At 72.0% G+C, this 21,566-nt stretch carries 21 protein-coding genes and 3 pseudogenes; 10 read left to right on the top strand and 14 right to left on the bottom strand.

Annotated elements, in window-relative coordinates:
- The first annotated feature begins 177 nt into the window (after nt 1-177).
- Complete coding sequence (locus tag L3078_RS42550) at nt 178-1,305, top strand: glycoside hydrolase family 12 protein (protein WP_239759647.1); 1,128 nt, start codon at nt 178-180, stop codon at nt 1,303-1,305.
- A 102-nt stretch (nt 1,306-1,407) separates the two neighbouring features.
- Here L3078_RS42550 and L3078_RS42545 read toward each other — a convergent pair whose 3' ends face one another.
- The 4 genes from L3078_RS42545 to L3078_RS42530 all read right to left on the bottom strand — a co-directional run bounded on the left by L3078_RS42545 (nt 1,408) and on the right by L3078_RS42530 (nt 3,013).
- Complete coding sequence (locus L3078_RS42545) at nt 1,408-1,791, bottom strand: toxin Doc (protein ID WP_239759646.1); 384 nt, start codon at nt 1,789-1,791, stop codon at nt 1,408-1,410.
- Complete coding sequence (locus L3078_RS42540; RefSeq protein WP_045561349.1) at nt 1,791-2,030, bottom strand: hypothetical protein; 240 nt, start codon at nt 2,028-2,030, stop codon at nt 1,791-1,793. The genes L3078_RS42545 and L3078_RS42540 overlap by 1 nt, the downstream gene beginning before the upstream one ends.
- Before the next feature lie 14 nt (nt 2,031-2,044).
- Nucleotides 2,045-2,443, bottom strand: coding sequence for an ArsR/SmtB family transcription factor (locus L3078_RS42535; RefSeq protein WP_239759645.1), 399 nt, complete (start codon nt 2,441-2,443; stop codon nt 2,045-2,047).
- Nucleotides 2,444-2,638: 195 nt separating this feature from the next.
- Nucleotides 2,639-3,013 (bottom strand): roadblock/LC7 domain-containing protein, encoded by a 375-nt coding sequence (locus tag L3078_RS42530; RefSeq protein WP_239759644.1) that lies wholly within the window; start codon nt 3,011-3,013, stop codon nt 2,639-2,641.
- 256 nt (nt 3,014-3,269) lie between these two features.
- On the opposite strand from L3078_RS42530, the pseudogene L3078_RS42525 reads away from it, so the two are divergent.
- Both L3078_RS42525 and L3078_RS42520 read left to right on the top strand, forming a co-directional pair.
- Nucleotides 3,270-3,860: pseudogene (locus tag L3078_RS42525) on the top strand (cysteine hydrolase family protein); the annotation flags it as partial.
- 190 nt (nt 3,861-4,050) lie between these two features.
- Nucleotides 4,051-4,959 (top strand): GlxA family transcriptional regulator, encoded by a 909-nt coding sequence (locus tag L3078_RS42520; protein ID WP_275593212.1) that lies wholly within the window; start codon nt 4,051-4,053, stop codon nt 4,957-4,959.
- Nucleotides 4,960-4,975: 16 nt separating this feature from the next.
- Here L3078_RS42520 and L3078_RS42510 read toward each other — a convergent pair whose 3' ends face one another.
- Together L3078_RS42510 and L3078_RS42505 are read right to left on the bottom strand one after the other, a co-directional pair.
- Entirely contained in the window at nt 4,976-5,809 is an 834-nt protein-coding gene (locus tag L3078_RS42510) for an endonuclease/exonuclease/phosphatase family protein (RefSeq protein ID WP_239759643.1), read from the bottom strand.
- A gap of 110 nt (nt 5,810-5,919) precedes the next feature.
- A complete protein-coding gene (locus L3078_RS42505; RefSeq protein ID WP_239759642.1) occupies nt 5,920-6,381 on the bottom strand; it encodes a PPOX class F420-dependent oxidoreductase in 462 nt (153 codons plus the stop codon).
- 74 nt (nt 6,382-6,455) lie between these two features.
- Here L3078_RS42505 and L3078_RS42500 point away from each other — a divergent pair, with 74 nt between their 5' ends.
- Nucleotides 6,456-6,890 carry a VOC family protein gene (locus L3078_RS42500; RefSeq protein ID WP_239759641.1) on the top strand — a complete coding sequence of 145 codons (435 nt, stop codon included), beginning with the start codon at nt 6,456-6,458 and terminating at the stop codon, nt 6,888-6,890.
- Between the two features lie 43 nt (nt 6,891-6,933).
- Here L3078_RS42500 and sigJ read toward each other — a convergent pair whose 3' ends face one another.
- Entirely contained in the window at nt 6,934-7,887 is a 954-nt protein-coding gene (gene sigJ, locus L3078_RS42495; RefSeq protein ID WP_239759640.1) for an RNA polymerase sigma factor SigJ, read from the bottom strand.
- A 103-nt stretch (nt 7,888-7,990) separates the two neighbouring features.
- Here sigJ and L3078_RS42490 point away from each other — a divergent pair, with 103 nt between their 5' ends.
- Both L3078_RS42490 and L3078_RS42485 read left to right on the top strand, forming a co-directional pair.
- On the top strand, nt 7,991-8,365 hold the full coding sequence (locus L3078_RS42490; RefSeq protein WP_239759639.1) for a hypothetical protein: 375 nt from the start codon (nt 7,991-7,993) through the stop codon (nt 8,363-8,365).
- Nucleotides 8,366-8,662: 297 nt separating this feature from the next.
- Nucleotides 8,663-10,169: pseudogene (locus L3078_RS42485) on the top strand (NF041680 family putative transposase).
- 8 nt (nt 10,170-10,177) lie between these two features.
- Here L3078_RS42485 and L3078_RS42480 read toward each other — a convergent pair.
- A complete protein-coding gene (locus tag L3078_RS42480) occupies nt 10,178-11,353 on the bottom strand; it encodes a hypothetical protein (RefSeq protein ID WP_239759638.1) in 1,176 nt (391 codons plus the stop codon).
- A gap of 232 nt (nt 11,354-11,585) precedes the next feature.
- On the opposite strand from L3078_RS42480, the gene L3078_RS42475 reads away from it, so the two are divergent.
- Nucleotides 11,586-12,758, top strand: coding sequence for a hypothetical protein (locus L3078_RS42475; protein ID WP_239759637.1), 1,173 nt, complete (start codon nt 11,586-11,588; stop codon nt 12,756-12,758).
- A gap of 33 nt (nt 12,759-12,791) precedes the next feature.
- Here L3078_RS42475 and L3078_RS42470 read toward each other — a convergent pair whose 3' ends face one another.
- Together L3078_RS42470 and L3078_RS42465 are read right to left on the bottom strand one after the other, a co-directional pair.
- Nucleotides 12,792-13,763, bottom strand: coding sequence for an LLM class F420-dependent oxidoreductase (locus tag L3078_RS42470; protein WP_239759636.1), 972 nt, complete (start codon nt 13,761-13,763; stop codon nt 12,792-12,794).
- Nucleotides 13,764-13,941: 178 nt separating this feature from the next.
- Nucleotides 13,942-14,823, bottom strand: coding sequence for an LLM class flavin-dependent oxidoreductase (locus L3078_RS42465; RefSeq protein ID WP_239759635.1), 882 nt, complete (start codon nt 14,821-14,823; stop codon nt 13,942-13,944).
- Nucleotides 14,824-14,981: 158 nt separating this feature from the next.
- Between L3078_RS42465 and L3078_RS42460 the strand changes: the two genes are divergently transcribed.
- Nucleotides 14,982-15,776, top strand: coding sequence for a class I SAM-dependent methyltransferase (locus tag L3078_RS42460; RefSeq protein ID WP_239759634.1), 795 nt, complete (start codon nt 14,982-14,984; stop codon nt 15,774-15,776).
- A 6-nt stretch (nt 15,777-15,782) separates the two neighbouring features.
- On the opposite strand, the gene L3078_RS42455 is transcribed toward L3078_RS42460, so the two are convergent.
- Both L3078_RS42455 and L3078_RS42450 read right to left on the bottom strand, forming a co-directional pair.
- The gene (locus L3078_RS42455) at nt 15,783-16,217 is read right to left on the bottom strand and encodes a cupin domain-containing protein (protein ID WP_239759633.1); all 435 of its coding nucleotides are present in this window, start codon (nt 16,215-16,217) and stop codon (nt 15,783-15,785) included.
- Nucleotides 16,218-16,444: 227 nt separating this feature from the next.
- On the bottom strand, nt 16,445-17,014 hold the full coding sequence (locus L3078_RS42450; RefSeq protein ID WP_239759632.1) for a snapalysin family zinc-dependent metalloprotease: 570 nt from the start codon (nt 17,012-17,014) through the stop codon (nt 16,445-16,447).
- A 163-nt stretch (nt 17,015-17,177) separates the two neighbouring features.
- Between L3078_RS42450 and L3078_RS42445 the strand changes: the two genes are divergently transcribed.
- Both L3078_RS42445 and L3078_RS42440 read left to right on the top strand, forming a co-directional pair.
- Complete coding sequence (locus L3078_RS42445; protein WP_239759631.1) at nt 17,178-17,822, top strand: hypothetical protein; 645 nt, start codon at nt 17,178-17,180, stop codon at nt 17,820-17,822.
- 2 nt (nt 17,823-17,824) lie between these two features.
- Nucleotides 17,825-18,919 (top strand): protein kinase family protein, encoded by a 1,095-nt coding sequence (locus tag L3078_RS42440; protein ID WP_239759630.1) that lies wholly within the window; start codon nt 17,825-17,827, stop codon nt 18,917-18,919.
- Here the strand turns inward: L3078_RS42440 and L3078_RS42435 are convergent.
- A complete protein-coding gene (locus L3078_RS42435; protein WP_239759629.1) occupies nt 18,906-20,942 on the bottom strand; it encodes a calcium-binding protein in 2,037 nt (678 codons plus the stop codon). The genes L3078_RS42440 and L3078_RS42435 overlap by 14 nt on opposite strands.
- 169 nt (nt 20,943-21,111) lie before the next feature.
- A pseudogene (locus L3078_RS42430) lies at nt 21,112-21,540 on the bottom strand (hypothetical protein); the annotation flags it as partial.
- Between the last annotated feature and the right edge of the window lie 26 nt (nt 21,541-21,566).

Here is a 21,566-nt window from a genome sequence, read left to right as displayed (position 1 = left end):
ACCGGTGTCGGCGGGGTCCCGGTCGGCACCGGTCCCGGTGGCCCCGCAGGGTTGTCAGGGGCATGCCCCCGTTCTACAGTCCGGAACAGAGCAGCAATGGGAGCGCTCCCATACGGGGGAATCGGGGAGCGCCCGCGCCACCCCACCACCTGGCCGTACCTCCGAAAGAGGTCCCCCATGCGACCCCCACCGCATCTCCCACGCACCGCGCGCACCGCACTGGCCGCGTTCGTCACCGCCCTCGCGACCCTCGCGGCGCTCTTCACCGCCACGGCCCCGGCCCAGGCCGACACGACCGTCTGCGAGCAGTACGGATCGAGCGTCGTCCAGGGGCGCTACGTCGTCCAGAACAACCGCTGGGGGACGAGCCAGCCCCAGTGCGTGACCACCACCGACACCGGTTTCCGGGTCACCCGGGCCGACGGTTCCGTCCCCACCAACGGCGCCCCGAAGTCGTACCCCTCGATCTTCAACGGCTGCCACTACACCAACTGCTCGCCGGGGACCAACCTGCCCGCCCAGCTCTCCGGCATCTCCGGCGCACCGAGCAGCATCTCGTACGGCTACGTGGGCGACGCCGTCTACAACGCCTCGTACGACATCTGGCTGGACCCGACGCCCCGCACCGACGGCGTGAACCGGACCGAGATCATGATCTGGTTCAACAAGGTGGGCCCGGTCCAGCCCATCGGCTCCGCGGTGGGTACGACCACCGTGGGCGGGCGTTCCTGGCAGGTGTGGTCGGGCCACAACGGCACCAACGACGTGCTGTCCTTCGTCGCCCCGTCGGCGATCGCGAGCTGGAGCTTCGACGTGATGGACTTCGTCCGCCAGGCCGTCTCCCGGGGACTGGCCCAGAACAATTGGTACCTGACCAGCGTGCAGGCCGGTTTCGAACCCTGGCAGAACGGCACCGGACTGACCGTGAACTCCTTCTCGTCGACCGTCGAGACCGGCGGGAGCGGACCGGGCGGCCCCGGCGGCGGCGCGGCCTGCGCGGTGTCGTACGCCACCACCGTCTGGCAGGGCGGCTTCACCGCGAACGTCACCGTCACCAACACCGGTTCGGCGCCCGTCGACAACTGGCGGCTGGCCTTCACGCTGCCCTCGGGGCAGAGTGTGACCAGCGTCTGGAACGCCTCCCTCTCCCCGTCCTCGGGCTCGGTCACGGCGATCGCCCTGGCGCACAACGCGAGCATCTCCCCCGGCGGCAGCCAGAGCTTCGGCTTCCAGGGCGGCTACGGCGGCACCTTCTCCGCCCCGGCGGGCTTCAGCCTGAACGGGACCGCCTGCACCCGGACCTGACACGACCGGCGCCGGACGCCCGAGGGCATCCGGCGCCGCTCCCGCGCGGCGGAGGGTCATCGCGGGCCCTCGGCGCACACGGCGCCCGGGGCCCGTCGCACGTCAGATCCGCCAGGAACGCAGGGTGTCGGCGACCTCGTAGATGGTCAGCCTGCTCTCCCGGACCTTCCTGATCAGGTCCGACAGGGCGCCGTAGGGCGGATCGATGCCCTGCGCCGACTGGTCCATGTACTGGGCGGCGACGAACGCGGCGACGAGGCTGTTGCGGTGCGGCAGCGACTCCAGGCGCGCGATGGTGTGCAGCAGCGCGGCCGCGCGCCAGGCGGCGTCGGGGTTCGACGTCTCCAGGGTCGGCATCCGGGTCTTGTGCCGGGCGACGGCGGCCACCAGGGCGGAGTAGTCCGTGACGGACACGTCCTCGGTGCCGAGAGCGGCTTCCTGGACGTCCAGCAGCCAGGAGACGTCGACGTACAGGGTCTCGCTCATCAGGCGGCGGTGACTCCCTGATCGCGCTGGGACGGGGGCACCTCGTCGGGGAAGGCCTCGTCGAACTCGCCGCGCAGCCGGTCCGCCCACGCGGTGGCGCCGGCGACGAACCGCTTGCGGTGCATCTCGCGGACCCCGAGGTCGTGCATGTACTGCTTCAGGCTCTTGCCCTCGGCCGCCGCGGCCGCCCGCACACCTTCCATTTCCTCGTCCGTGAAGGACACGTTCAGTGATGGCATGCCCGGCATGGTACCTACTTGGCACCTGCCTGCGCCACCGTCCGGGGAGCGGGCCCGCCCCCGCGCTCGGGGACGGGCCCGCCCAGGTCCGCCTGCTGGAGCTCGGCGAGAAGCACGCTCTGGCCGGCGAGCAACTCGGTCAGGATCCGGCGGGCCGCGCGGAGCAGTTCCGCCACGTCTCCGCCGGCGAGGGCGTAGCTGACGGTGGAGCCCTCCCGGATGGAGACGACGATGCCCGCGCGACGCAGGACGCCCAGTTGCTGGCTGAGACTGGACGGTTCGATCTCGATCTCGCTCAGCAGGTCGCGCACGGGGAGCGGGCCGCCCTGGAGCAGTTCCAGGACCCGGATGCGCACCGGGTGCCCGAGCATCCGGAAGAACTCGGCCTTCGCCTGGTAGAGGGGCACCTGCATGAGAATCGCTCGCTCCCTGCCGCGTTCGACGGGCTCTCTGGGCACGGCGGCCTGTCTGCGCCACCGCGGGCGGACTTGCGTCCCCATCCTCGTGGATCCGGCCCCGCACACCCAGGGGATTGACCCGATCTGGATATGTCCACTTGAAGAAATCTTCAACTCATGGGCATGCGAGGCCATGGGGAACGGGGTGCGCTACACGTCGAGTTCGGCCCCGATGCGCCTGAGCTGGTGGCGGGCCATGGCCAGGTTCGATTTCGTCCGGTCGAGCACGAGGTAGAGGAACAGACCGTTGCCGCTGCGGCCCTTGAGCGGCTGGATGATGTGGTACTGACTGCCCAGGGTGATGAGCATGTCCTCGATCTCCCCCGTCAGGCCGAGGTGTTCCATGGTGCGGGTCTTGGCGCGGATCACGTCCGTGTTGCCGGCCGCCGCGACGGTCAGGTCCAGATCCTTTCCGCCGCCCAGAGTGCCCAGCGCCATTCCGCTGGTGTAGTCGACGAGCGCGGTCCCGAGGGAACCCTCGATCGAGGTCATGATCTCCTTCAGGGAAATCTCCACATTGGCCATGTCGGCGTCTCCTGTCGGTCGGTGCGCGGCTCGGGCATCGCCCTGTCCGCCGGTGCGAGGACCGTATGAGGCGTCCGTCGGCGACATCCCTGTTGTTCCGGTACTGACCGAGGGAGACGCGCATTGCCGCGTTCGCGGATCACTTGCGATCGCTCGTGCTCGACCGGTGACCGAACGGAGTGGCTGACCGGATCGGTCCGCTCGGGGACCCGATGCGGCCTGTCGCGGCCGGGGCGGTACGGCCGAGGCTGGGGACATGACCCGAGCACTGATCGTCATCGATGTCCAGGAGTCCTTCCGCGCCGATCCGCTGTGGGAGGCGATCTCCGACCCGAACATCGCCGACAAGGCGGCCCGGCTGGTCCGGCTGGCCCGCCGGGCCGGCGACCTGGTGGTGTGGGTGCTCCACGCGGAGCCCGGCAGCGGCGACGTCTTCGACCCGGCCCTCGGCCACGTCCGGCCGCTGGCGGGGCTGGAGCGCCGGGAGGACGAGGAGCCGTTGCTCCACAAGACCTCGCACAACGCCTTCACCACCACCAACCTGCAGCAGGTCCTCACCGAGCGCGGCGTGCGGGAGGTCGCCGTCTGCGGCATCCGCACCGAGCAGTGCGTGGAGACCACGGCCCGCCTCGCGAGCGACCTCGGCTACCAGGTCACGTTCGTCGTCGACGCGACCGCCACCCAGCCGATCCCGCACCGCGACGCCCCCGCCGGACAGACCGTCGCCGAACTGCTCGCCGACCCCCGCACCCTGCCCGCCGACGAGGTCGTCCGCCGCACGGAGTACGCCCTCGCCGGCCGCTTCGCCACGATCGCGACGGTCGCCGAGCTGGAGGCCGCGGCGGTCGGTGAAACGGAGGGCGCGGCGGTCGACGGGCTGGAGGCCGCGACGGTCGACGGGCTGGAAGGCGCGGCCGTCGATGAAATGGAGGTGGCAGCGGTCGGCGGGCTGGAGGTCACGGTGGTCGGCGAGCCGAAAGGCGCGGCGGTCACCGGGCTGGAAGCCTCTGCGGACCTTCGGGCATGATGACCGGATCGTGAGCCGGATCGTCTTCTTCCTGGTGCCCGGAGTCCATCTGCTGGACCTGGCCGGACCCGCGCAGGTCTTCTCCACCGCGGCCGACTTCGGGCACCCCTACACGCTGACCTACGTCGCCGAGCGGCCCGAGGTCCCCTCGGCCCAGGGACTGCCCCTGGTGGCCCGGACCGACTGGCCGGAGCTCGGGCCCGAGGACCTGATCGTGGTGCCCGGCTGGCGCACGGCCACCCTGGCCGATTCGCCCGCCGTCGCCGACGCCTCCCTGAAGGCGCTGACCGACCACCACGCGCGCGGCGGGACGGTGGCCAGCGTCTGTGCCGGCGCGGAGGCGCTCGGGCGGGCCGGTCTGCTCCGGGGCCGCCGCTGCACCACCCACCACGACGTGCAGGACGAGCTGGCGTTGCGCCACCCCGGGGCGGTCGTGGTCCGTGACGTGCTGTTCACCGCCGACGACCGGGTGATCACCTCGGCCGGCATCGCCAGCGGCATCGACCTGGCCCTGCACCTCGTCGCGGGCCGGCACGGACCCGCCGTCGCCGCGCAGGTCGCCCGGGACATGGTCGTCTACGCCCGCCGCAACGGCCACGAGCCGCAGTCCAGCGCGATGTTCCGCCACCGGTCCCACCTCGACGACACGGTGCACCGGGTCCAGGACCTCATCGACACCCGCTTCGACCAGCCGCTCCCCCTGACCGGCCTGGCGGCGGCCGTCGGCGTCAGCGAACGCACCCTCACCCGGCTCTTCGGCCGCGCCACGGGTCTCACCCCGCTGCGCTACCAGCAGACCCTCCGACTGGAGCGCGCCGAGCACCTCATCAGCCACGGCGCCACGGTCGACGCCGCCGCCCGCTCCGTCGGCTTCGAGGACGCCCGCATGCTGCGCCGCCTGCGCGCCCGCGCGACCTGACGCCGGGGGCGGGGGGTCAGCCCAGGTCGAGGTCGGTGTGCAGGATGTTGTGGTCCGAGACCTCCGTCAGCCGCACCTCGTGCCTGAGCGCGGTGATGCCCCGCAGGAAGACGTAGTCGAACTTGCTCTGCCAGTCGGTGGTCACCTCGCAGTCACCGGCGAGGGCGGGACGGCACTCGGGATCGGTGTCCGTGGCCAGCTTCCACAGCGGGGCGAGTTCGGGGGCGTCCGGCACCGCGTTGAGGTCGCCGACGAGGACGGCACGGTCGTACCGGGCGACGACCGGGGCGAGGACGCGGATCTGCTCCGCCCGGACGTCCGCCTGCTGCCGCTGGGCGAGATGCGTGTTGAAGACCCGGACGGATGTGCCGCCCACCGTCGTGGTGACCGCCAGGTATCCGCGGTCCTCGGATCCGCCGTCTGGGTACTCCACGTTGACGCGGTCCGTCATCGGCGCCGCCGAGAGGATGGCCTGGCCGTAGCCTCCCGGGTTCCACGGCACTCCCCCGCAGCGGTTCCAGTTCTGCAGCACGGTCCCGTACTCGACGTGGTAGACCAGCCCGTGCAGGCTCTCCAGATACTCCCGGATCCGCTCGACGTCCCGCGCGCACGCCTCCTGCAACCCGATGACCTGCGGCGCGTACGCGGCGATCTCCGCCGCCCGCTCGACGTTGCTCTCCTTGCAGGGGTTGCACATGTTCCAGGTCATGACCCGGTTCGGCACGATGTCCTTGACGGCCTCGACGGGCTGCGCCCCGGCGAAGAGACCGTCGGGCGCGCTGGGGCCGAGCATCACCACGCAGGCCACGGTCACGGCACCCGCGAGCAACCGCGTTCCCCTTCCGAACACCTTCGCCTCCCTGCGTGGATCCACCGGCAACCTTCGTCCCCGTGCACGAGGTTATGGGACGAGGCTGTGAACGACGCTCGGCCGCTGCCGCCCCGGGACGACGCGTGCCGCTATTGGCCGGAGATGTCGAGCGCCGTTCCGTAGAGCCGGTTCACCCGCAGCCGGATGACCACGCGGCGTTCGGCGACCAACTGCGCCAGGAAAGCGTCCTCGTCCTCGGGCTTCGCCTCCTTCGGGATCAGCCCGAGCAGCTCCCGCCCGACCGCGTCGCCGGGGACCGCGGTGGGCTCCGAGACCTCGGCCTCGCCCTCGGCCACGGCGAACGACCACACGTCGCCACCCTGGACGTGCAGCGTCGCGCGCGGGTCGCGCCGCAGATGCTTGACCTTGATCCGGTCGGCGGTCGTCGAGAACCGCAGGACGCGGGCCTCGGGATCCCAGCTGTACACCATGGTGGTCAGGTGGGGGTGGCCGTCGCGTTTGACGGTGGCGAGCGTGCCGAACTGGTACGTGCCGAGGAGGCCGGAGAGGGCCTCGTCGGACAGCGGGCGCGGGGCCGGTCCTTGAGTCATGCTCTGATCAACTCCCTTAAGCCCGCCGTATATTTCGTGGACAGCGGGTTCGCCGCCCTTGCTATGGTGCGCCGATGTCAACGATCAAGACGGTCCAGATCACCTTCGACTGTGCGGAGCCCGAGCGCGTCGCCCGCTTCTGGTGCGAGGTGTTGGGGTATGTCGTACCGCCTCCGCCGGAGGGGTTCGCCTCCTGGGACGAGTACGACCGTTCGCTGCCGACCGAGCGCCAGGGCGCGGGGTTCGTGTGCATGGACCCGAACGGGGTCGGGCCCCGGATGTACTTCCAGCGTGTTCCCGAGGGCAAGGTCGTCAAGAATCGTGTGCATCTCGATGTGCGAGTGGGCACCGGGCTCGTGGGGGACGAGCGGGTCTCCGTACTCGAGGCCGAGTGCGCACGCCTGGTCGCGCTCGGCGCGCGGCGTGTACAGCTGCTGCGCGCCGACGAGTACAACGAGTCGTGCCTGGTGATGCAGGACGTCGAGGGCAACGAGTTCTGCCTCGACTGAGACCGGAGCCGAGCCGAGCTGAGCTGAGGGGAGTTCCAGGCTCCTAGTCCTTGCTCTCCCAGGGGCGCAGCTTCTCGGGGTTCCTGATCGCCCAGATCCGCGTGACGTGTCCGTCGGCGATGTCGAACGCGGCCACGGTCATGACGACGCCGTCACGCCGGGCCACCAGGCCCGGCATCCCGTTGACCGACCGCTCGAGGAGTTCGAGTCCCGGCGCCCGGTCGGCGATGGCGACCATGTACTGGGCGATACGCGCGCCGCCCTCGACGGGGCGCAGCACGGTGCCGACCATGCCGCCGCCGTCGGCGGTCATCACGGCGTCCGGGTCGAGGAGACCGACGAGGGCGGCGATGTCCTTGTTCTCCCACGCCTGTTTGACGTGTCTGACGACCTCCGCGCGGTCGGTCGCCGTCACCGGGGTACGGACGACGCCCACCCGTCGCCGGGCGGAGGCGGCCAGTTGTTTGCAGGCCGCGGGGCTCCGGCCGAGGACGTCGGCGATCTCGGCGAACGGATAGCGGAAGACGTCGTGCAGCACGAACGCCACCCGTTCGGCCGGCGTCATCGACTCCAGGACGACGAGGAAGGCCATGGCCACCGACTCGTCCAGCACGATCTGGTCGGCCGGATCGGTGGGGCTCGCGGAGCCGCCGGGGCCGGCAGGGGAAGCGGGCCCGGTGGCGTGGACGACACGGCCCCCGTGGTCCCACTCGCTGCGGTCGGGCAGCGGCTCGGGCAGCCACACACCGACGTAGCGCTCGCGGCGGGCCCGCGCCGAGCCGAGCAGGTCCAGACAGATACGGCCGGTCACGGTCGTCAGCCACGCGCCGGGTGACTCGATCTGCTCCCGCCGGCTACTCGGCAACCCGTACCAGCGTGCGTACGCGTCCTGTACGGCGTCCTCGGCCTCCGTCGCCGAACCGAGCAACCGGTAGGCGACATTGACCAGTTGCCGCCGCTCCCCGTCCACCGCCGCCGCACCCGTCGTCCCGTCCACCGCCGCCCCCTCGCCCAACTCGCCTTACCTTTCACCGGCCCACGTCGTCGGACTGGTGAGACCTTATCGATCCACCGCCCGAGGGCATGAAGGAGACCGCGACATGGCCACCCAGGTGACGGCGACGGCGAACGCACGGCGCACTTCCTCGTTCCTGCGGATCACGATCGCCCTGCAGACCCTGACGATCTTCCTTCAGGCGATCTCCGCCGGACTGCTGTTGACCTCGCCGTACGGGGAGACACTGCACAGTGTCGGTGCGCGGGTGATGTACGGGGCGACGATGCTGTACGTCCTCGCGGCGGTGCTGGCGTGGAAGCCGGGCGGCGGCTCCCCCCGCCCCGTCTGGCACGCCACGGGCTTCCTCGCGCTCGCCTCGGCCCAGGTCGTGCTCGGCATCGCCCATGTCCCGACGGTCCATCTGCCCCTGGGCGTCCTGATGTTCGGCCTGAGCGTGCTGGCGCTGGCCCGCCGCTGAGGCTCCGGCTGCCGCGCCCCGATCTCCGCCTGCCCGGCGAGGGGGTGTTTCAAAAGTCCCGCACAGCACCCACGGCGCCCGGCACGCACTCTCGCCGCACCGGCCGAAAGCCCAAGTACGTCCAGTACGAGGGCTTTCGTCCGGCACGCCGAGAGCACGCACCGGACACCGCGGGCACCGCACAGGACTTTCGAAACACCCCCTAGCTTGATCTTTAACGTCCAGCATCGAATGATGTCTCGAACTTGATCACTCGGTCCGGTAACTGCCGTACACGAAAGCGGCCCTCGGCTGAACATGTGCTCCGACCAAGGAACACACACGTCCAGCACGAAGGCCGTGAGGGTGAGTTTGCTGCATCGCGATGCCCGGCGAGAGCCGTTGGCGGAACTGTCACGCTTCCGGGGCGAGTTCTACTCCTGCCTGACCAGGCGTTCGGATGCGCTGTTCGAGCTGGCCGACGCGGTGCTGTGTGCGGATGGCCCAATCCGCTCGCTGGTGGAGCTGTCGCTGGTGGGCGAGCATCGCCGTGGACACGGCGGGCTGTATGGCGCCCTGGCCGCGGGCCGGGTGGACATCGCCCGGCTGCGGCGGGCACTGGCCACGGTGCCGCTTCCGCGGGCGGCGGACGGCCGAGCTGGTGCTGGCGGCCGACATCACCTGCTGGCTGCGCCCCGACGCTCACACCTCACCCGAGCGGATCCTGTGCCACACCTACGGACGCGGCAAGGACCAGCACATCCCCGTCCCCGGCTGGCCGTATTCGGTGGTCTGTGCGCTGGAAGCGGGCCGCAGCTCATGGACCGCGCCGCTGGACGCGCTGCGTCTGGTGCCGGGCGACGACGCTGCCACGGTCACCGCCCGGCAGCTGCGTGAGCTGACCGAGCGGCTGATGGCGGCCGGACAGTGGAAGGACGGCGACCCGGACGTGCTGATCGTGGTGGACGCCGGATACGACGTGCCCCGGCTGGCCTACCTTCTCAAGGATCTGCCGGTGCAGGTGCTGGGCCGGATGCGCTCGGACCGGGTCCTGCGCCGGGCGGCGCCGCCCCGAGAGCCGGGCACCCGGGGCCGTCCGCCCCGCCACGGCGGCGAGTTCGTCTTCGGCAACCCTGCCACCTGGAACACTCCCGATGCGGCGACCGTGACCGATACCCGTCTGTATGGCACAGCCATCGCCAGAGCCTGGGACCGGCTCCACCCCCGGCTGACTCACCGCTCCGCATGGGTCTCCCAGCTGGGCGCTCTGCCAGTCATCGAGGGCACGGTGATCCGTCTGCAGGTCGAGTACCTGCCCAGCGGCGCGAGGCCGAAGCCGGTGTGGCTGTGGTGGTCGGGCACCGACGCGACCGACACCCAGGTCGACCTGCTCTGGCAGGTCTTCCTGCGACGCTTCGATATCGAGCACACCTTCCGGCTGTTCAAGCAGACCCTGGGCTGGACCTGCCCGAAGGTCCGTACTCCTGAGGCGGCTGACCGGTGGACCTGGCTGATCCTCGCCGTCTACACCCAGCTGCGGCTGGCCCGCCCACTGGCGGCCGACCTGCGCCGGCCGTGGGAGAAACCGAGCCCGCCGAACAGACTCACCCCTGCCCGCGTCCGCCGCGACTTTCGGCACCTCCGCCCGCAGGCGGCCTGCCCCGCCCAAGCACCGAAACCCTCCCGACCCGGCCCGGGACGACCACCCGGACGCAAGAACACCCGGCCCACCCCGCGCCACGACGTGCACACCGTCCGCAAACCCGGCACTACGAAACAGCGAACGAAGAAGTCAGAGAACCCACGACCCCGCCGCACAGGTTAAAGATCAAGCTAGAAGACACCGGTACGCATGTGGTGGATGAGGTCGGCCAGGATCTCGCGGAGCCACGGGCTGCGCGCGGCGGGGAGCCGGACCAGGGTGTGCCGGAAGACTCCCGAGTCGATCCGGAAGGGGTGGAGGGGGCGTGGTTCCGGCGGGTAGTCGCGGAGGAGTTCGGCGTTCCTGCCGCCCCAGGTGGGGACGGGCGGCGACGGCTCGGGGAAGGCCAGCCACCGCCACATCCCGAACGGGAGCGGCACCGAGCGGTCGGCGGGGGCCACGGGGGTGGGTCCGGCGGCGGCCCCGTCGGAGCCACTGGCGGGCGTGCCGTTGCCATTGGACCTGCCGTTCTCGCAGGGCGGTGTCCACAGCTCGCCCGTCTGTGGATGGACCGGGACGAGGAGGAGGTCCGCGTCGGTGTCGGCGGCGGGGCGGCCCGGTCCCGCCAGGGCGGCGCGCAGCTCCGGTGGGCCGGCGGGCAGCAGGGCGTCGAGGGCACGTCGGAACACCTCCGCGGTCGGGCCGTCCGGGACGGCGACGGGTCGACGCCCCGAGGCCGCCAGCAGGTGGGCGAGGGCCCGGCCGGCCGCCGCCACCCACTGCGGGCTCCACGACCACCAGCGGCTCGCGCCCGCACGCCCGCCCCAGGTGGCGATCGGCTCGGACGGTGGCGTGATCAGCGGCGTCTCCATCAGCTCGGACCAGGACAGCGGCGGAACGGCGTCGCCGACGCGGCGGCGGTCCACGGCGTTCGGGGCGAGCCACACCGCCTGCCAGAGCGAACAGTCGTCGATCCGGCTCGCCACGGGCAGACCGCACGCCTCACAGGCCATGTTGGGTCCGTGGGTCCCGTCGAGACCGCAGCAGTAGCCGCCCGCCCTCTCCGGGATCAGCCGGGTGCCGCAGACGTCCCCGGGGGCGATGACGATCGCGCCGGGCGGGCCGTCGGACAGGGCTTCGACCGGCGCGTGGATGCCACGGGCCGCCGCCTCGTCCGGGTCGATCTCCTCCCACCTCCGCCATGGCGGGCCCGAGGGCTCCGCTTCCACCGCGAACGTGCCCGGCTCCATCAGCACCGGCAACTGAATGCCGTTGCCGTAAATCTGATGGGCGTGGGCCGGCAGAGCGACCCGGGACAGCGGGGAGGTCAGCGTGGCACCGCACCCCGCACACACGAAAACGAACAAACGTCCTCCGCTGGGAAATCAGGTGGCATCGTCGCAGCTCGGCGACGGCGGACCAACGGGTTTTTCGTTCGGGACGGTGCCGCGGCAGATCTGGCCGGACGGTCGGCTCGAAGCCCCGTCGCCGGCGGCCGTCGCGACCGGCGCGGGAACGGTGGCGGGACCCCCCGTGATCTGCGCGGGGTCGCGGCGGGGATACTGGTGGACGCACGTGCCCCTGCTTCCCGATGGACTCATGCCGACCTCCCCCACAGCTCGTCCCACGACTCCCCCGACGGTGTGGCCGGCTCGCGGCCGCCATATCGGACCCGACGCGGAGGACGTCCTCCGTCGCACTCTGCGGCAGCTCAAGGACAGTCAGGTCATCGACGACTTCCTCGAAGTCCCCGACCCCGGGGGCGAGTCCCCGGAGCGGGTCTTCGAGGCCCGATGGCGGGTCGCCGACGAGGTGACCGTCCGCGCCCGGCTCGGCCTCGCGCCCGACCTCGGCGGCGGGCGGGAGTGGACCCTGATCGCCGAGGCGGAACAGCCGTGGGATCCGGCGTGGCCGTCCCCCGTCACCCGGTTCTGGCCGGAGTACGGCGACTGGGACCACGACGCCGCCACGGGCCTGTCGCTGAGCAGGATCAACGCCCTTCCCGAGGACGACAAGGACGTACGGCGTGTGCTGCGGGACGCCGGGCGCGGGGGATGGTGCGTCCATGTCGTCGTCCACGAGGCGATGACCACGGACGAGCGCGGGCAACTGCCCCTGGCGCGCTGGCTGTCGCCGAGTCTGCGCCACCGTGTGGTCGAGCACCGTGCCGCCCCGCACCAGGTACGGGTCGTCAACTGGGCGCTGCGCGACTACGACGCGGAGGTGCCGCGCGGAGGTGCCGTGGTGCTGCCCGGCACCCCGGCCCCGTCCGGCTACGACGCCGAGGACTTCGCCGTACGCACGGTGTTCCTGGACGGTTCGGAGCCGGTCGACCTCGTCGCGGCGGTGACGCGGTTCGCCGCGCTGTCGCGCCCGCTGCCGGACGGTGCCGACGAGGCCCTCACGGCGCTGCGGGACGACTGGCACCTGCTCACTCTCGAGGAGGAACTCGCCCGGGAGCGGAAGCGGGTGGCGATGTACGCCGAGGCGCTGGAGGCCATGACCGCGTCCCGGGACCTGTACCGGGAGGCGACCGAGCGCGCCCATGAGGCGCTCGCGGCCTACCGTGAGTCCGCCGAGGCCGCTCCCGTCGCGCCACAGCCGTCGGGGAAGCCGGCGGTGTCCCCGTTCCAGCAGTTGGCGCGCACGCTGGAGCGCTTCAAGGGCGGCGCCAAGGCCGCGCGTCCCGCCGCCGCCGACCAGGGTGAGGACCCCGAGCCCGCGGACGGGGACCGGTCGGCCGGCTCGGAGCGCGGGAGCGAGGGGACGTAGCCGCTGCCCGGCGACACCGCGCGGGCGGGAGGGTCAGGCGAAGGTGTCGCGCAGGGCGGGCAGCAGGGTCTTCTCCGACCAGTCGAGGTACGCGGGCTGGGACTCGCCGCCGATCTGGACCAGGGCGATCTCGGTGAACCCGGCCTCGACGTACGGGCGTACGGCCTCGACGAACGCCTCGGGGTCGTCGCCGCACGGGATGGACGCGGCGACGTCGTCGGGCGTGACGTACTGCGTGGCCGCCGCGAAGGAGTCCGGGTGCGGAAGTTCCGAGTTGACCTTCCAGCCGCCGCCGAACCAGCGGAACTGGTCGTGCGCGCGCCGGACGGCCGTGTCGCGGTCGGGGTCGTAGCAGACCGGGAGCTGGCCCACGCGCGGCTTGCCCGTGCCGCCGTGCCGGTCGAACGCCTGGAGCAGCCCGGCCTCGGGCTCCGTGGCGATGACCAGGTCGCCGAGCCGGCCCGCGAGCGAGCACGACTGCTCGCCCGAGACGGCGATGCCGAGCGGCGGAGGGTCGTCCGGCAGGTCCCAGAGCCGGGCGGACTCCACGTCGTAGTGCGTGCCGTGGTGGTTCACATGGCCGCCGTCGAAGAGCGCCCGGATGATCTCCACCGCTTCCTCGAGCATCTCGTGCCGTACGTTCACGGACGGCCAACCGCCGCCCACCACGTGTTCGTTGAGGTTCTCCCCGGAGCCGAGCCCCAGCCGGAACCGCCCCTCGGACAGCAGCTGCATCGTCGCCGCCTTCTGCGCCACCACCGCCGGGTGATAGCGGAACGACGGGCAGGTCACGTACGTCATCAGCGGAATGCGCGAGGTGGCCTGGGCGGCCGCGCCCAGCACGCTCCACGCGTACGGTGAGTGACCCTGCGAGCGCAGCCACGGGAAGTAGTGGTCGGAGGTCACCGAGAAGTCGAACCCCGCGCCCTCCGCCCGCACCACGTGGTCGACGAGGTCACGGGGGCCGGCCTGCTCGGTCATCATCGTGTATCCGATTCGCACCATGAGCGGCGGGTCCCCGCCCGAGCGGATCAAAAACAGCCGACGGGGACCCTGTCACGGAGTGGAGCCGGCCAAGCTCAGGTGGTGGCATCTCGCCGCCCAGGTGGTGGCTTCTCGACGCTCGGGTGGTGGCTTCTCGCTCAGGTGGTGGCTTCTCGACGCTCGGGTGGTGGCTTCTCGCTCAGGTGGTGGCTTCTCGCCGGGCCGCGAGCACGGCCTCCAGCTGTCCCAGCGGGTCCTCGCCCACGAAGCGCAGGACGACCGTGTCGGCGCCGGCCGCCGCGAGTGCGTGGACGGCGTCGACGGCCCCGCCGGCGTCACCGGAGACGGTGAAGACCTCCTCCTGGGGGCGGCCCAGCCAGGCGCCGTGGCCCTCGGTGTGCGGGTGGAGGGTGCGGGCGACCTCGTCGGGGTCGTCGCCGACGCACGCGAAGGCGAAGACGGTGAGGGTGTGGTCGGCGGTCGCGCCCCCCTTGGCGGTCAGCTCGCGGGTGTGTTCCAGGTCGCGCGGCCCGTGGCCCTCGGCGATCAGCGTGCCGTCGGCGACGCGGCCGGACAGTTCCAGGGAGCGGGGGCGCACCACGCCCGCGACGACCGGCGGGACCTCGGTCGGCGGGTGGACCAACTTCACTCCGTCCAGCCGCACTTCACGCCCCGTCAGTTCGACGCGCTCACCGCGCAGGAGCGCGCGGACGGAGGTGATCGTCTCCTCCAGGAGCGCCAGCGGGGAGCGGGGCGCGACACCGACCTGGACCATCCATTCCCGTACGCCGTGCCCGATACCGGCGACCAGACGGCCGGGGAACGCCCGGGCCAGCGTGGCCAGTTCCATCGCCAGCAGTGCCGGGCTGCGCAGCGGGGCGGGAGTGATGCCGATGCCCACCCGCAGGCGGTGCGTGGCACCGAGGGCGACGGCCGCCGCCGAGACGCCGCCGTTCCAGCCGAGGTCCTCCACCACCCACAGGTCGTCCGCCCCGAGCGCCTCGGCCCTCCGCGCGAACTCGGGCAGTCCTTCCGGGGCCCAGTCGCGGTCGTACATCACACCGATCCGTACGTTCGTCATACGGGCGAACCTACGGGGCGGACGACCAGCGGATCAACGGCGTATCCGGCCCCGCCGCCCGGCCGATCGACGGACGAAACGCCGTGTGCGTCCCGCAGGGTCCACGAGGGCGTCGCACCGCGCACAATGAGCCACCGACGAACCTGGGAGGAACCGCGGTGGCCGACTACTCACTGACCCTCGACGACTCGGAGATCGCGCGCTACCGGCTGATGGCCGACATGGCCGAGCGGCGTGAGCGCGAGTTGTGGGCGGCGGCCGGGGTGGCGCCCGGGGCGCGGATCGCGGACGTGGGATGCGGGCCGGGGGCGCTGTCCGTGCGGCTGGCGGACATCGCCGGGCCCGAGGGTTCCGTGTGGGCGGTGGACCGCGACGCCGACGCGCTGGCCGTCGCCTCCGCGCTGGCCGAGCGCTCGGGCGTCCGCGTGCACACCGGCACCGGGGCCGCCGACGCCACCGGGCTGGCCGAGGGCGCCTTCGACGTGGTGATGCTCCGTCATGTGCTGGCCCACAACGGTGGCCGGGAGCAGGCGATCGTGGACCATCTCGCCGAGCTGGCCAGGCCCGGCGGCGGCGTGGTCTACCTGGTCGACGTCGACGCGACCGGGTTCCGGTTGCGGGGCGCGCCCGCCGCGTACGACGAGATGAACGAGCGCTACCGCGAACTGCACCGTCGCCGGGGCAACGATCTCGCCGTCGGGACCCGGCTGGACGAACTCCTCACCTCGGCAGGGCTCGACGTCATCGCCTACGAGGGCCACATCAACGTCATGACGCCCCCGCCCGGCATGCGCGGTCCCGCCTGGGCGGCCCGTGACGCCCTGCTCTCCGAGGGCCTCGTCACCCCGGAGGACATCGCCCGCTGGGACGACGCGTTCACGGACGTCGGACAGGACCTGAGCGGCCTGCGGTTCTTCGGCAACACCTATGTCGCCGTCGGCCGCCGCGCCTGACCGGGGTCACTCGAAGGAGCAGCCCGGGTTCGGGGCGTCCTCGGAGAACGGGGCTCCTTGGGGCAGGACGTAGAGGACGACCAGCACGAGCGGGGTGTCGCCCAGGTTGCGGCCGATGTGGACGTAGTCCGGGCCGGCCGGTTCCTGGATGCGGTCGCCGGCGCGGTAGACGCCGTCGGTCTCGCAGGTGGAGTCGTAGTGGCTGAGGGTGCCCTCCTTCACGACGCCGTAGAGCGGTCCGTCGTGGTAGTGCCAGCCGGTGGCCTGGCCGGGCGGGATGGTGACCTCCCGCAGGATGTAGTCGGTGCCGTTCGCGGTGGTCCGGCTGAGCACACGGCCGGTGACCCCCGGTCCCGCCGGCGTGGCGTGCGCGGTGCCGCCCGCCACGAGGGCGGCGGCCGTCACCGCGGCGGCGACGACGGTACGGAACGTGCGGCGCATGCGGGCCTCCTGCAAGGCGGGGAAGACGTGGTCGTCGCCGTGAACATAGGCCGCCCCAGGGGCCGTTGAGCCGGAATCCGCTGGATCCGCACACGTCCGGTCGAAAGTCGACGCGTTCTCGACCTCACCGGAACGACCCCGCTGCCCGGCCAGGCGGACTCGATCGGTCGGCCGGACTCGGCCGGCCAGGCGGACTTGGCCGGTCGGCCGGGCAGCGGTCGTGCGGGTCAGTCCACGATCGTCGCGGGGAACGTCGCCGGGGTCCGGTCGGCGAGCAGGCCGCCGAAGTTGCCCTCGACCTCCGCCTTCTCCGCCGCGTTCGGGTACGGGTTCGTGCACGCGGTGCCGGCGGTGGAGCCGGACATCAGGCTGGAGCACGGTCCGGGCTTGCGGTCGGGCAGGCCCAGGATGTGCCCGAGTTCGTGGGCGGAGATCCTGATCGTGTCGTAGCCCTGCTGGACGGCCTGGCGCCCGATGTAGACGGTGCCGTTGCCCAGGGTGGTGGTCTGGGCGCGCGGCCAGCCGTTGTCCGCGAGGACCCGGATGTTGGCGCGTTGCCCGGCCGCCGCCGGCCGTAGTTCGACGGCGTCGACGCTCTCGTTCCAGATCGCCGCGCCCCGGTCGACGGCGCTCCTGAACTCGGCGGAGCCGCCCGCGTCGTAGGTGAGGACACGGGCGGCCAGGCGGGCGTCGGCCGCGTCGGGGGCGGCGGCGACGGCCTGGCCGCCGGTGAGGGACAGGGACAGGGACACCATCAGGGCCGCTGTCAGGCCGCCGGTCAGCGTACGGATGTGCATGATCGACCTCCTTGTGGGGGAAGGTTAGTCGTGCTCATGACAGTAGCGGTTCACTGCCCGGCCGGGGTGGAGACGAATCCGTCAATCCGTCGGCCTGTTCTGCCTATGAGAGTCTTGCTCCGATCATGGTCGACCTGGTGATGTCGAGGCCGGAGGACAGGACATGGATATCAACCGGCCCGGGCTGGGCGGGGATCTGCCGACCGCGGACGTGCTGTGGGCGCGGTGGGCCTTGATCGCCGTGCTGGAGGCGACCACCGCGGACGAGGAGGAGCGTCACCACCGCGTGGGGACCTGGGTGGACGACGAGGGGCTCCACCTGGACGACTGCGGCTGCACCTGGTGGGGCTTCGCGCCGCGCGGTGCGGGGCGGTACGTGCTCTTCGGCGAGGACGAGTCGAGCGGGGTCAAGTGGCACGAGCCGCCGATCGACATGCTCGCCGGCGCCCCCGACTGGCTTCCCCACGAGGAGCTCCGGGATCTGCTGTCGGGCAATCAACTGGGCTGTGTCTACTGGTTCGAGGACGGCGCGTGGGCTCGCGCTCCCTACCCGGCGACCCTCCACGACGACGGGCTCGACTGCGGTATGAGCCGCTTCGTCGACCGCAAGGACGTGCTCAGGACGATCGCCGACGAGGACCACGGCGCCCTGTCCACCCAGGACGCCGAGACACTGCTGGCGCACGCCGAGGGCTACCGGCTCACGCCGGACCTGCTGATGTCGCTCGTCAATGAACCCGACTGGCGTGAACTGGACCGCCCCGCCATGACCAGAGCGCTACGCCTCGCCGGCCTGGACCGGACCTAGCCATGCCCCGCGACACCCGCCTGACCACGCACCGCACCGTCTCCGCGACGCTGGCGCGGTGCGGCGACCGTGAACTGCGGGAGCTGGTCGACACCGCCGCCCCACTCGGCACCGGCATCGGCGGCACGTCGTTCCTGCTGGACGTCGACGGAACACCGGTCTTCGTCAAGCAGGTCCGCCTGACCGATCTCGAACGACGCCCGGAGCACGCCCACTCCACGGCGAACCTTTTCGGGCTGCCGGTCCACTGCCAGTACGGCGTGGGCAGCGTCGGCGGGCCGGGGTTCGGGGCCTGGCGGGAGCTGGCCGTGCACACCATGACGACGGACTGGGTGGTCGCGGGCGAGCACGAAGGCTTCCCCCTGATGTATCACTGGCGTGTCCTCCCCGATGACGGTCGGCCGCTCCCCGAGGAACTGGCCGACGTGGAACGGGCCGTGGCCTACTGGGGCGGCGGCTCGGGGATACGTCGCCGGATCGAGGAACTGCGGCACTCCTCGGCGAGCCTCGCGCTGTTCCTGGAGTACATCCCGCAGAACCTGCACGACTGGCTGGGCGCCCGGATCGAGGCCGGTGGCGAGGCGGCCGAGCGGGCCTGTGCCATGGTGGAGGAGGAGTTGGAAGCCGGCGTGTCGTTCATGAACGACCGCGGGCTGCTGCACTTCGACGCGCACTTCCAGAACATCCTGACCGACGGCCGCCAACTCTACTTCGCCGACTACGGCCTCTCACTCGCGTCGAGCTTCGAACTCGCCCCGGGGGAGGCGGAGTTCTACGACGCGCACCGCACCTACGACCGGTGCTACTCCGTCACCCACCTGGTGAACTGGCTGGCCGTCGCCCTGTACGGGTACGCCCCGGCGGAACGTAAGGAGTTCGTGCGCGCCTGCGCCCGGGGAGAGCTCCCGGCGGACGCCCCCGAGACGATCAGGGCGATCCTGGCCCGGCACGCGCCGGTCGCCGCGGTGATGGGGGACTTCTACGACCGCTTCCGCCACGAGAGCCGGGCGACCCCGTACCCGCTGGAGGCACTGCTCCGGGCCCCGCACGGCGATGCGCGGGGCCCGGAGGACGAGGGGCGGGTCAGGGGCAGCTGACGCGGATGTCGCCCGCGTCCGTGGTGCAGGTGTCCGTGTTGGGGCCGCCGTTGGCGGTGTCGTTGCCGGAGACCTGGTCGACCGTGTTGAGGTTGTCGGTGCCGAAGTTGCCGATCAGGTTGTCGGTGCCGGGCCCCGCGTTGAGGGTGTCGTTGCCGTTGCCTCCGTCGACGCGGTCGTTGCCGTGACCGCCGTGGACGGTGTCGTTGCCGGAGCCCGCGTTCACGGTGTCGTCGCCGCCGAGGGCGCAGATCACGTCGTTGCCGAAGGTGCCGGTGATGCTGTCGTTGCCGCTGGTGCCGATACGGGTGCAGCCACGGGAGTTGTTGACCGTGGTGGTCGCCGTGGCGGTGTTGTTGCCGGTGTTCGGGTCGGTCTGGGTGGCGCCGGCCGTGGCCCGGTCGGTGAGGGTGCCGGTGGCCCGGGGTTCGGCGGCGACCGTCACCGTGGCGGCCGCTCCGGGGGCGAGGGTGCCCAGGGAACAGTTCGCGGCGGTCGCCGTCGTGGTGCAGGTGCCCGAGGTGGTGGTCGCCGAGACGACCGAGGCGGCGACTCCGCTGAGCGTGTCGGACAGGGAGACGTTGGTGGCGGAGGTCGTGGTGCTGTTGTTGGTCACTCGCACGGTGTAGGTGGGACGGTCACCGATGGCGGCCGTGGTGGGGCCGGACTTCGTCACCGACAGGTCGACGCCGGTCGGGGGCGGCGGGACGGTGCCGCCGCCCTCGAAGCGGGCCAGGGCGAAGTCGGCGTTCGGTCCGCCCCCGCCCGCGGCGACGATCCTGCCGTCGGTCTGGAGGGTCACCCCGCGGGCACTGTCGCTGCCGCCGAAGTCGGCGGTCGCGACGCCCCCGGTGCCGAAGCCGCTGTCCTGGCTGCCGTCGGGGTTGTGGCGCAGCACGGCGAAGTCGCCGTTCGTGCCACCGGCGGTGACGATCCGTCCGTCCGACTGGAGCGCCATGTCGTAGGCGAACGCGCCGGGCGTGAGGACCCGGCCGTCCCCGTCGAAGCTCGTGTCGAGCGTGCCGTTGGTGGTGTAGCGGGCCAGGGCGACCCGGTCGTCGCTGGAGCCGCCGGCGACGATCCTGCCGTCGGGCTGGATCGCCAGTGACCGCACTCCGTCGTAGGCGCCGAAGTCGGTGCGGACGATGCCGGCGGTGCCGAAGCCGTTGTCCACGGTGCCGTCGGCGTTGAGGCGCATCAGCAGGAAGTCGAAGCTGGTCGATCCCACCTCGCCCCCGACGACGATCTTCCCGTCGGACTGGAGCGCCAGGCTGCGGGCGTCGCCGCCCGCCTCCTGGGTGTTGGGTGTCGGGTCGACGGTCACCACGCCGTCGCCGCCGAACGAGGTGTCGGGGGTGCCCTGGGCGTCGAAGCGGGCCGCTGCGACGAATCCCCCGCTGTAGCCGGCCGCCACGATCCTGCCGTCGGCGTCGATCGCCACGTCGAGGGCCTCGGTGGGGCCGCCGATGTCGGCGAAGACCCTGCCGTCGCCGCTGAAGGTGTCGTCCAGCGTGCCGTCGGCGTCGTAGCGGGCCACCACGAACCAGCAGCAGTTCTCGTACTCCCGCCAGCTCATGCCCGCCACGACGATCTTGCCGTCGGGCTGGAGCGTCACGGCGTTGGCCTCGCTCCACTGGAAGTCGGGGCCCATGTTGTTGATCGGGGTCGTGACCCGGCCGTCGCCGTCGAACCCGGTGTCGGGGGTGCCGTCGGGGTTGTGCCGGGTCAGGGCGAAGTGGCTCTCCGTCACGGAGTAGTCGGCGGAGGCGCCGACCGACACGATCTTCCCGTCGGGCTGTACGGCCACGTCGCCTGCGTGATCGTCGTCGGCGAAGCCGGTGAGCACCCTGCCGTCGCCGCTGAAGGTGGGATCGAGGTCGCCCGGAGCCGCGGTGGCGGTGCCGGGGAAGGAGAGCAGGAGTGCCAGGACGGCGGCGGCGACGGTGCCGGCCCGGGCCGGGAAGGGCCGGCGGGGGCGTTCACCGTGTCGCCGCCACGCTGGTCGCGCGTGTGGTGTGAGCATGTGCGACAGCCTTCCGCCCTTCGCACACGCGGACGGATGCCCGCCGTCGCATTGCACTCGCCCGGCTGCAGCGATTCCATCCGGCCGGGTGAGCGGGGGCGACGCGACGCGGGCCTTCCGCTGTGCGCGACCCGACGCCCGCGTCCGCTCGCGAGCGGGTCCGACCCGGTCGCGAGCGGTCGCGGGCGAAGACGACGAGGCGCAGCACCGCGAACCGGGCGACGCCGGCGAGGGCGGAGGCCGACAGGTAGACGGCCTGTTCGAGCATCGCCCCGGGCGCCGCCACCAGGAGGTGCAGGACGACCATCGCCCCACAGGTCACCGCGTACGCCGCCGCCGCGGAGCCGGCCGACTGCGCGTGCTGACGCCAGGTCGCGCGCCCACCCGCGCCGAAGGTGAAGCGGGCGTGCAACTCGGTGGCGAGCAGCGTGGACGCTGCCGTGACCAAGGCGTTGGCCAGGATCCAGGGGACCCAGGAGGCGAGAGCCCCCACGGCGAAGCTGGAGGCGAGGCCCACTCCCCCGCCGCAGAGCACGAAGCGGGCGAAGGCCGCGCCTGCGCCGGGCGCCGCCTGCCGTCGGCTGTGCGCTGTCCCCATGACCTGCCCCCTCGCGATCGCGCACC

This window comes from Streptomyces deccanensis, assembly GCF_022385335.1.
GTDB lineage: Bacteria > Actinomycetota > Actinomycetes > Streptomycetales > Streptomycetaceae > Streptomyces > Streptomyces deccanensis.
This window is presented reverse-complemented; position numbering and strand designations above follow the sequence as displayed.

What these genes read in the sequence shown, in the direction of transcription:
- L3078_RS42540 (WP_045561349.1), bottom strand. Translation starts at nt 2,030, where the DNA reads ATGCCATCACTGAACGTGTCCTTCACGGACGAGGAAATGGAAGGTGTG.
- L3078_RS42500 (WP_239759641.1), top strand. Translation starts at nt 6,456, where the DNA reads ATGTCAACGATCAAGACGGTCCAGATCACCTTCGACTGTGCGGAGCCC.
- L3078_RS42455 (WP_239759633.1), bottom strand. Translation starts at nt 16,217, where the DNA reads ATGCGCCGCACGTTCCGTACCGTCGTCGCCGCCGCGGTGACGGCCGCC.
- L3078_RS42505 (WP_239759642.1), bottom strand. Translation starts at nt 6,381, where the DNA reads ATGACTCAAGGACCGGCCCCGCGCCCGCTGTCCGACGAGGCCCTCTCC.
- L3078_RS42440 (WP_239759630.1), top strand. Translation starts at nt 17,825, where the DNA reads ATGCCCCGCGACACCCGCCTGACCACGCACCGCACCGTCTCCGCGACG.
- L3078_RS42445 (WP_239759631.1), top strand. Translation starts at nt 17,178, where the DNA reads ATGGATATCAACCGGCCCGGGCTGGGCGGGGATCTGCCGACCGCGGAC.
- L3078_RS42535 (WP_239759645.1), bottom strand. Translation starts at nt 2,443, where the DNA reads ATGCAGGTGCCCCTCTACCAGGCGAAGGCCGAGTTCTTCCGGATGCTC.
- L3078_RS42470 (WP_239759636.1), bottom strand. Translation starts at nt 13,763, where the DNA reads ATGGTGCGAATCGGATACACGATGATGACCGAGCAGGCCGGCCCCCGT.
- L3078_RS42475 (WP_239759637.1), top strand. Translation starts at nt 11,586, where the DNA reads ATGCCGACCTCCCCCACAGCTCGTCCCACGACTCCCCCGACGGTGTGG.
- L3078_RS42465 (WP_239759635.1), bottom strand. Translation starts at nt 14,823, where the DNA reads ATGACGAACGTACGGATCGGTGTGATGTACGACCGCGACTGGGCCCCG.
- L3078_RS42435 (WP_239759629.1), bottom strand. Translation starts at nt 20,942, where the DNA reads ATGCTCACACCACACGCGCGACCAGCGTGGCGGCGACACGGTGAACGC.
- L3078_RS42530 (WP_239759644.1), bottom strand. Translation starts at nt 3,013, where the DNA reads ATGGCCAATGTGGAGATTTCCCTGAAGGAGATCATGACCTCGATCGAG.
- L3078_RS42490 (WP_239759639.1), top strand. Translation starts at nt 7,991, where the DNA reads ATGGCCACCCAGGTGACGGCGACGGCGAACGCACGGCGCACTTCCTCG.
- L3078_RS42450 (WP_239759632.1), bottom strand. Translation starts at nt 17,014, where the DNA reads ATGCACATCCGTACGCTGACCGGCGGCCTGACAGCGGCCCTGATGGTG.
- L3078_RS42550 (WP_239759647.1), top strand. Translation starts at nt 178, where the DNA reads ATGCGACCCCCACCGCATCTCCCACGCACCGCGCGCACCGCACTGGCC.
- L3078_RS42545 (WP_239759646.1), bottom strand. Translation starts at nt 1,791, where the DNA reads ATGAGCGAGACCCTGTACGTCGACGTCTCCTGGCTGCTGGACGTCCAG.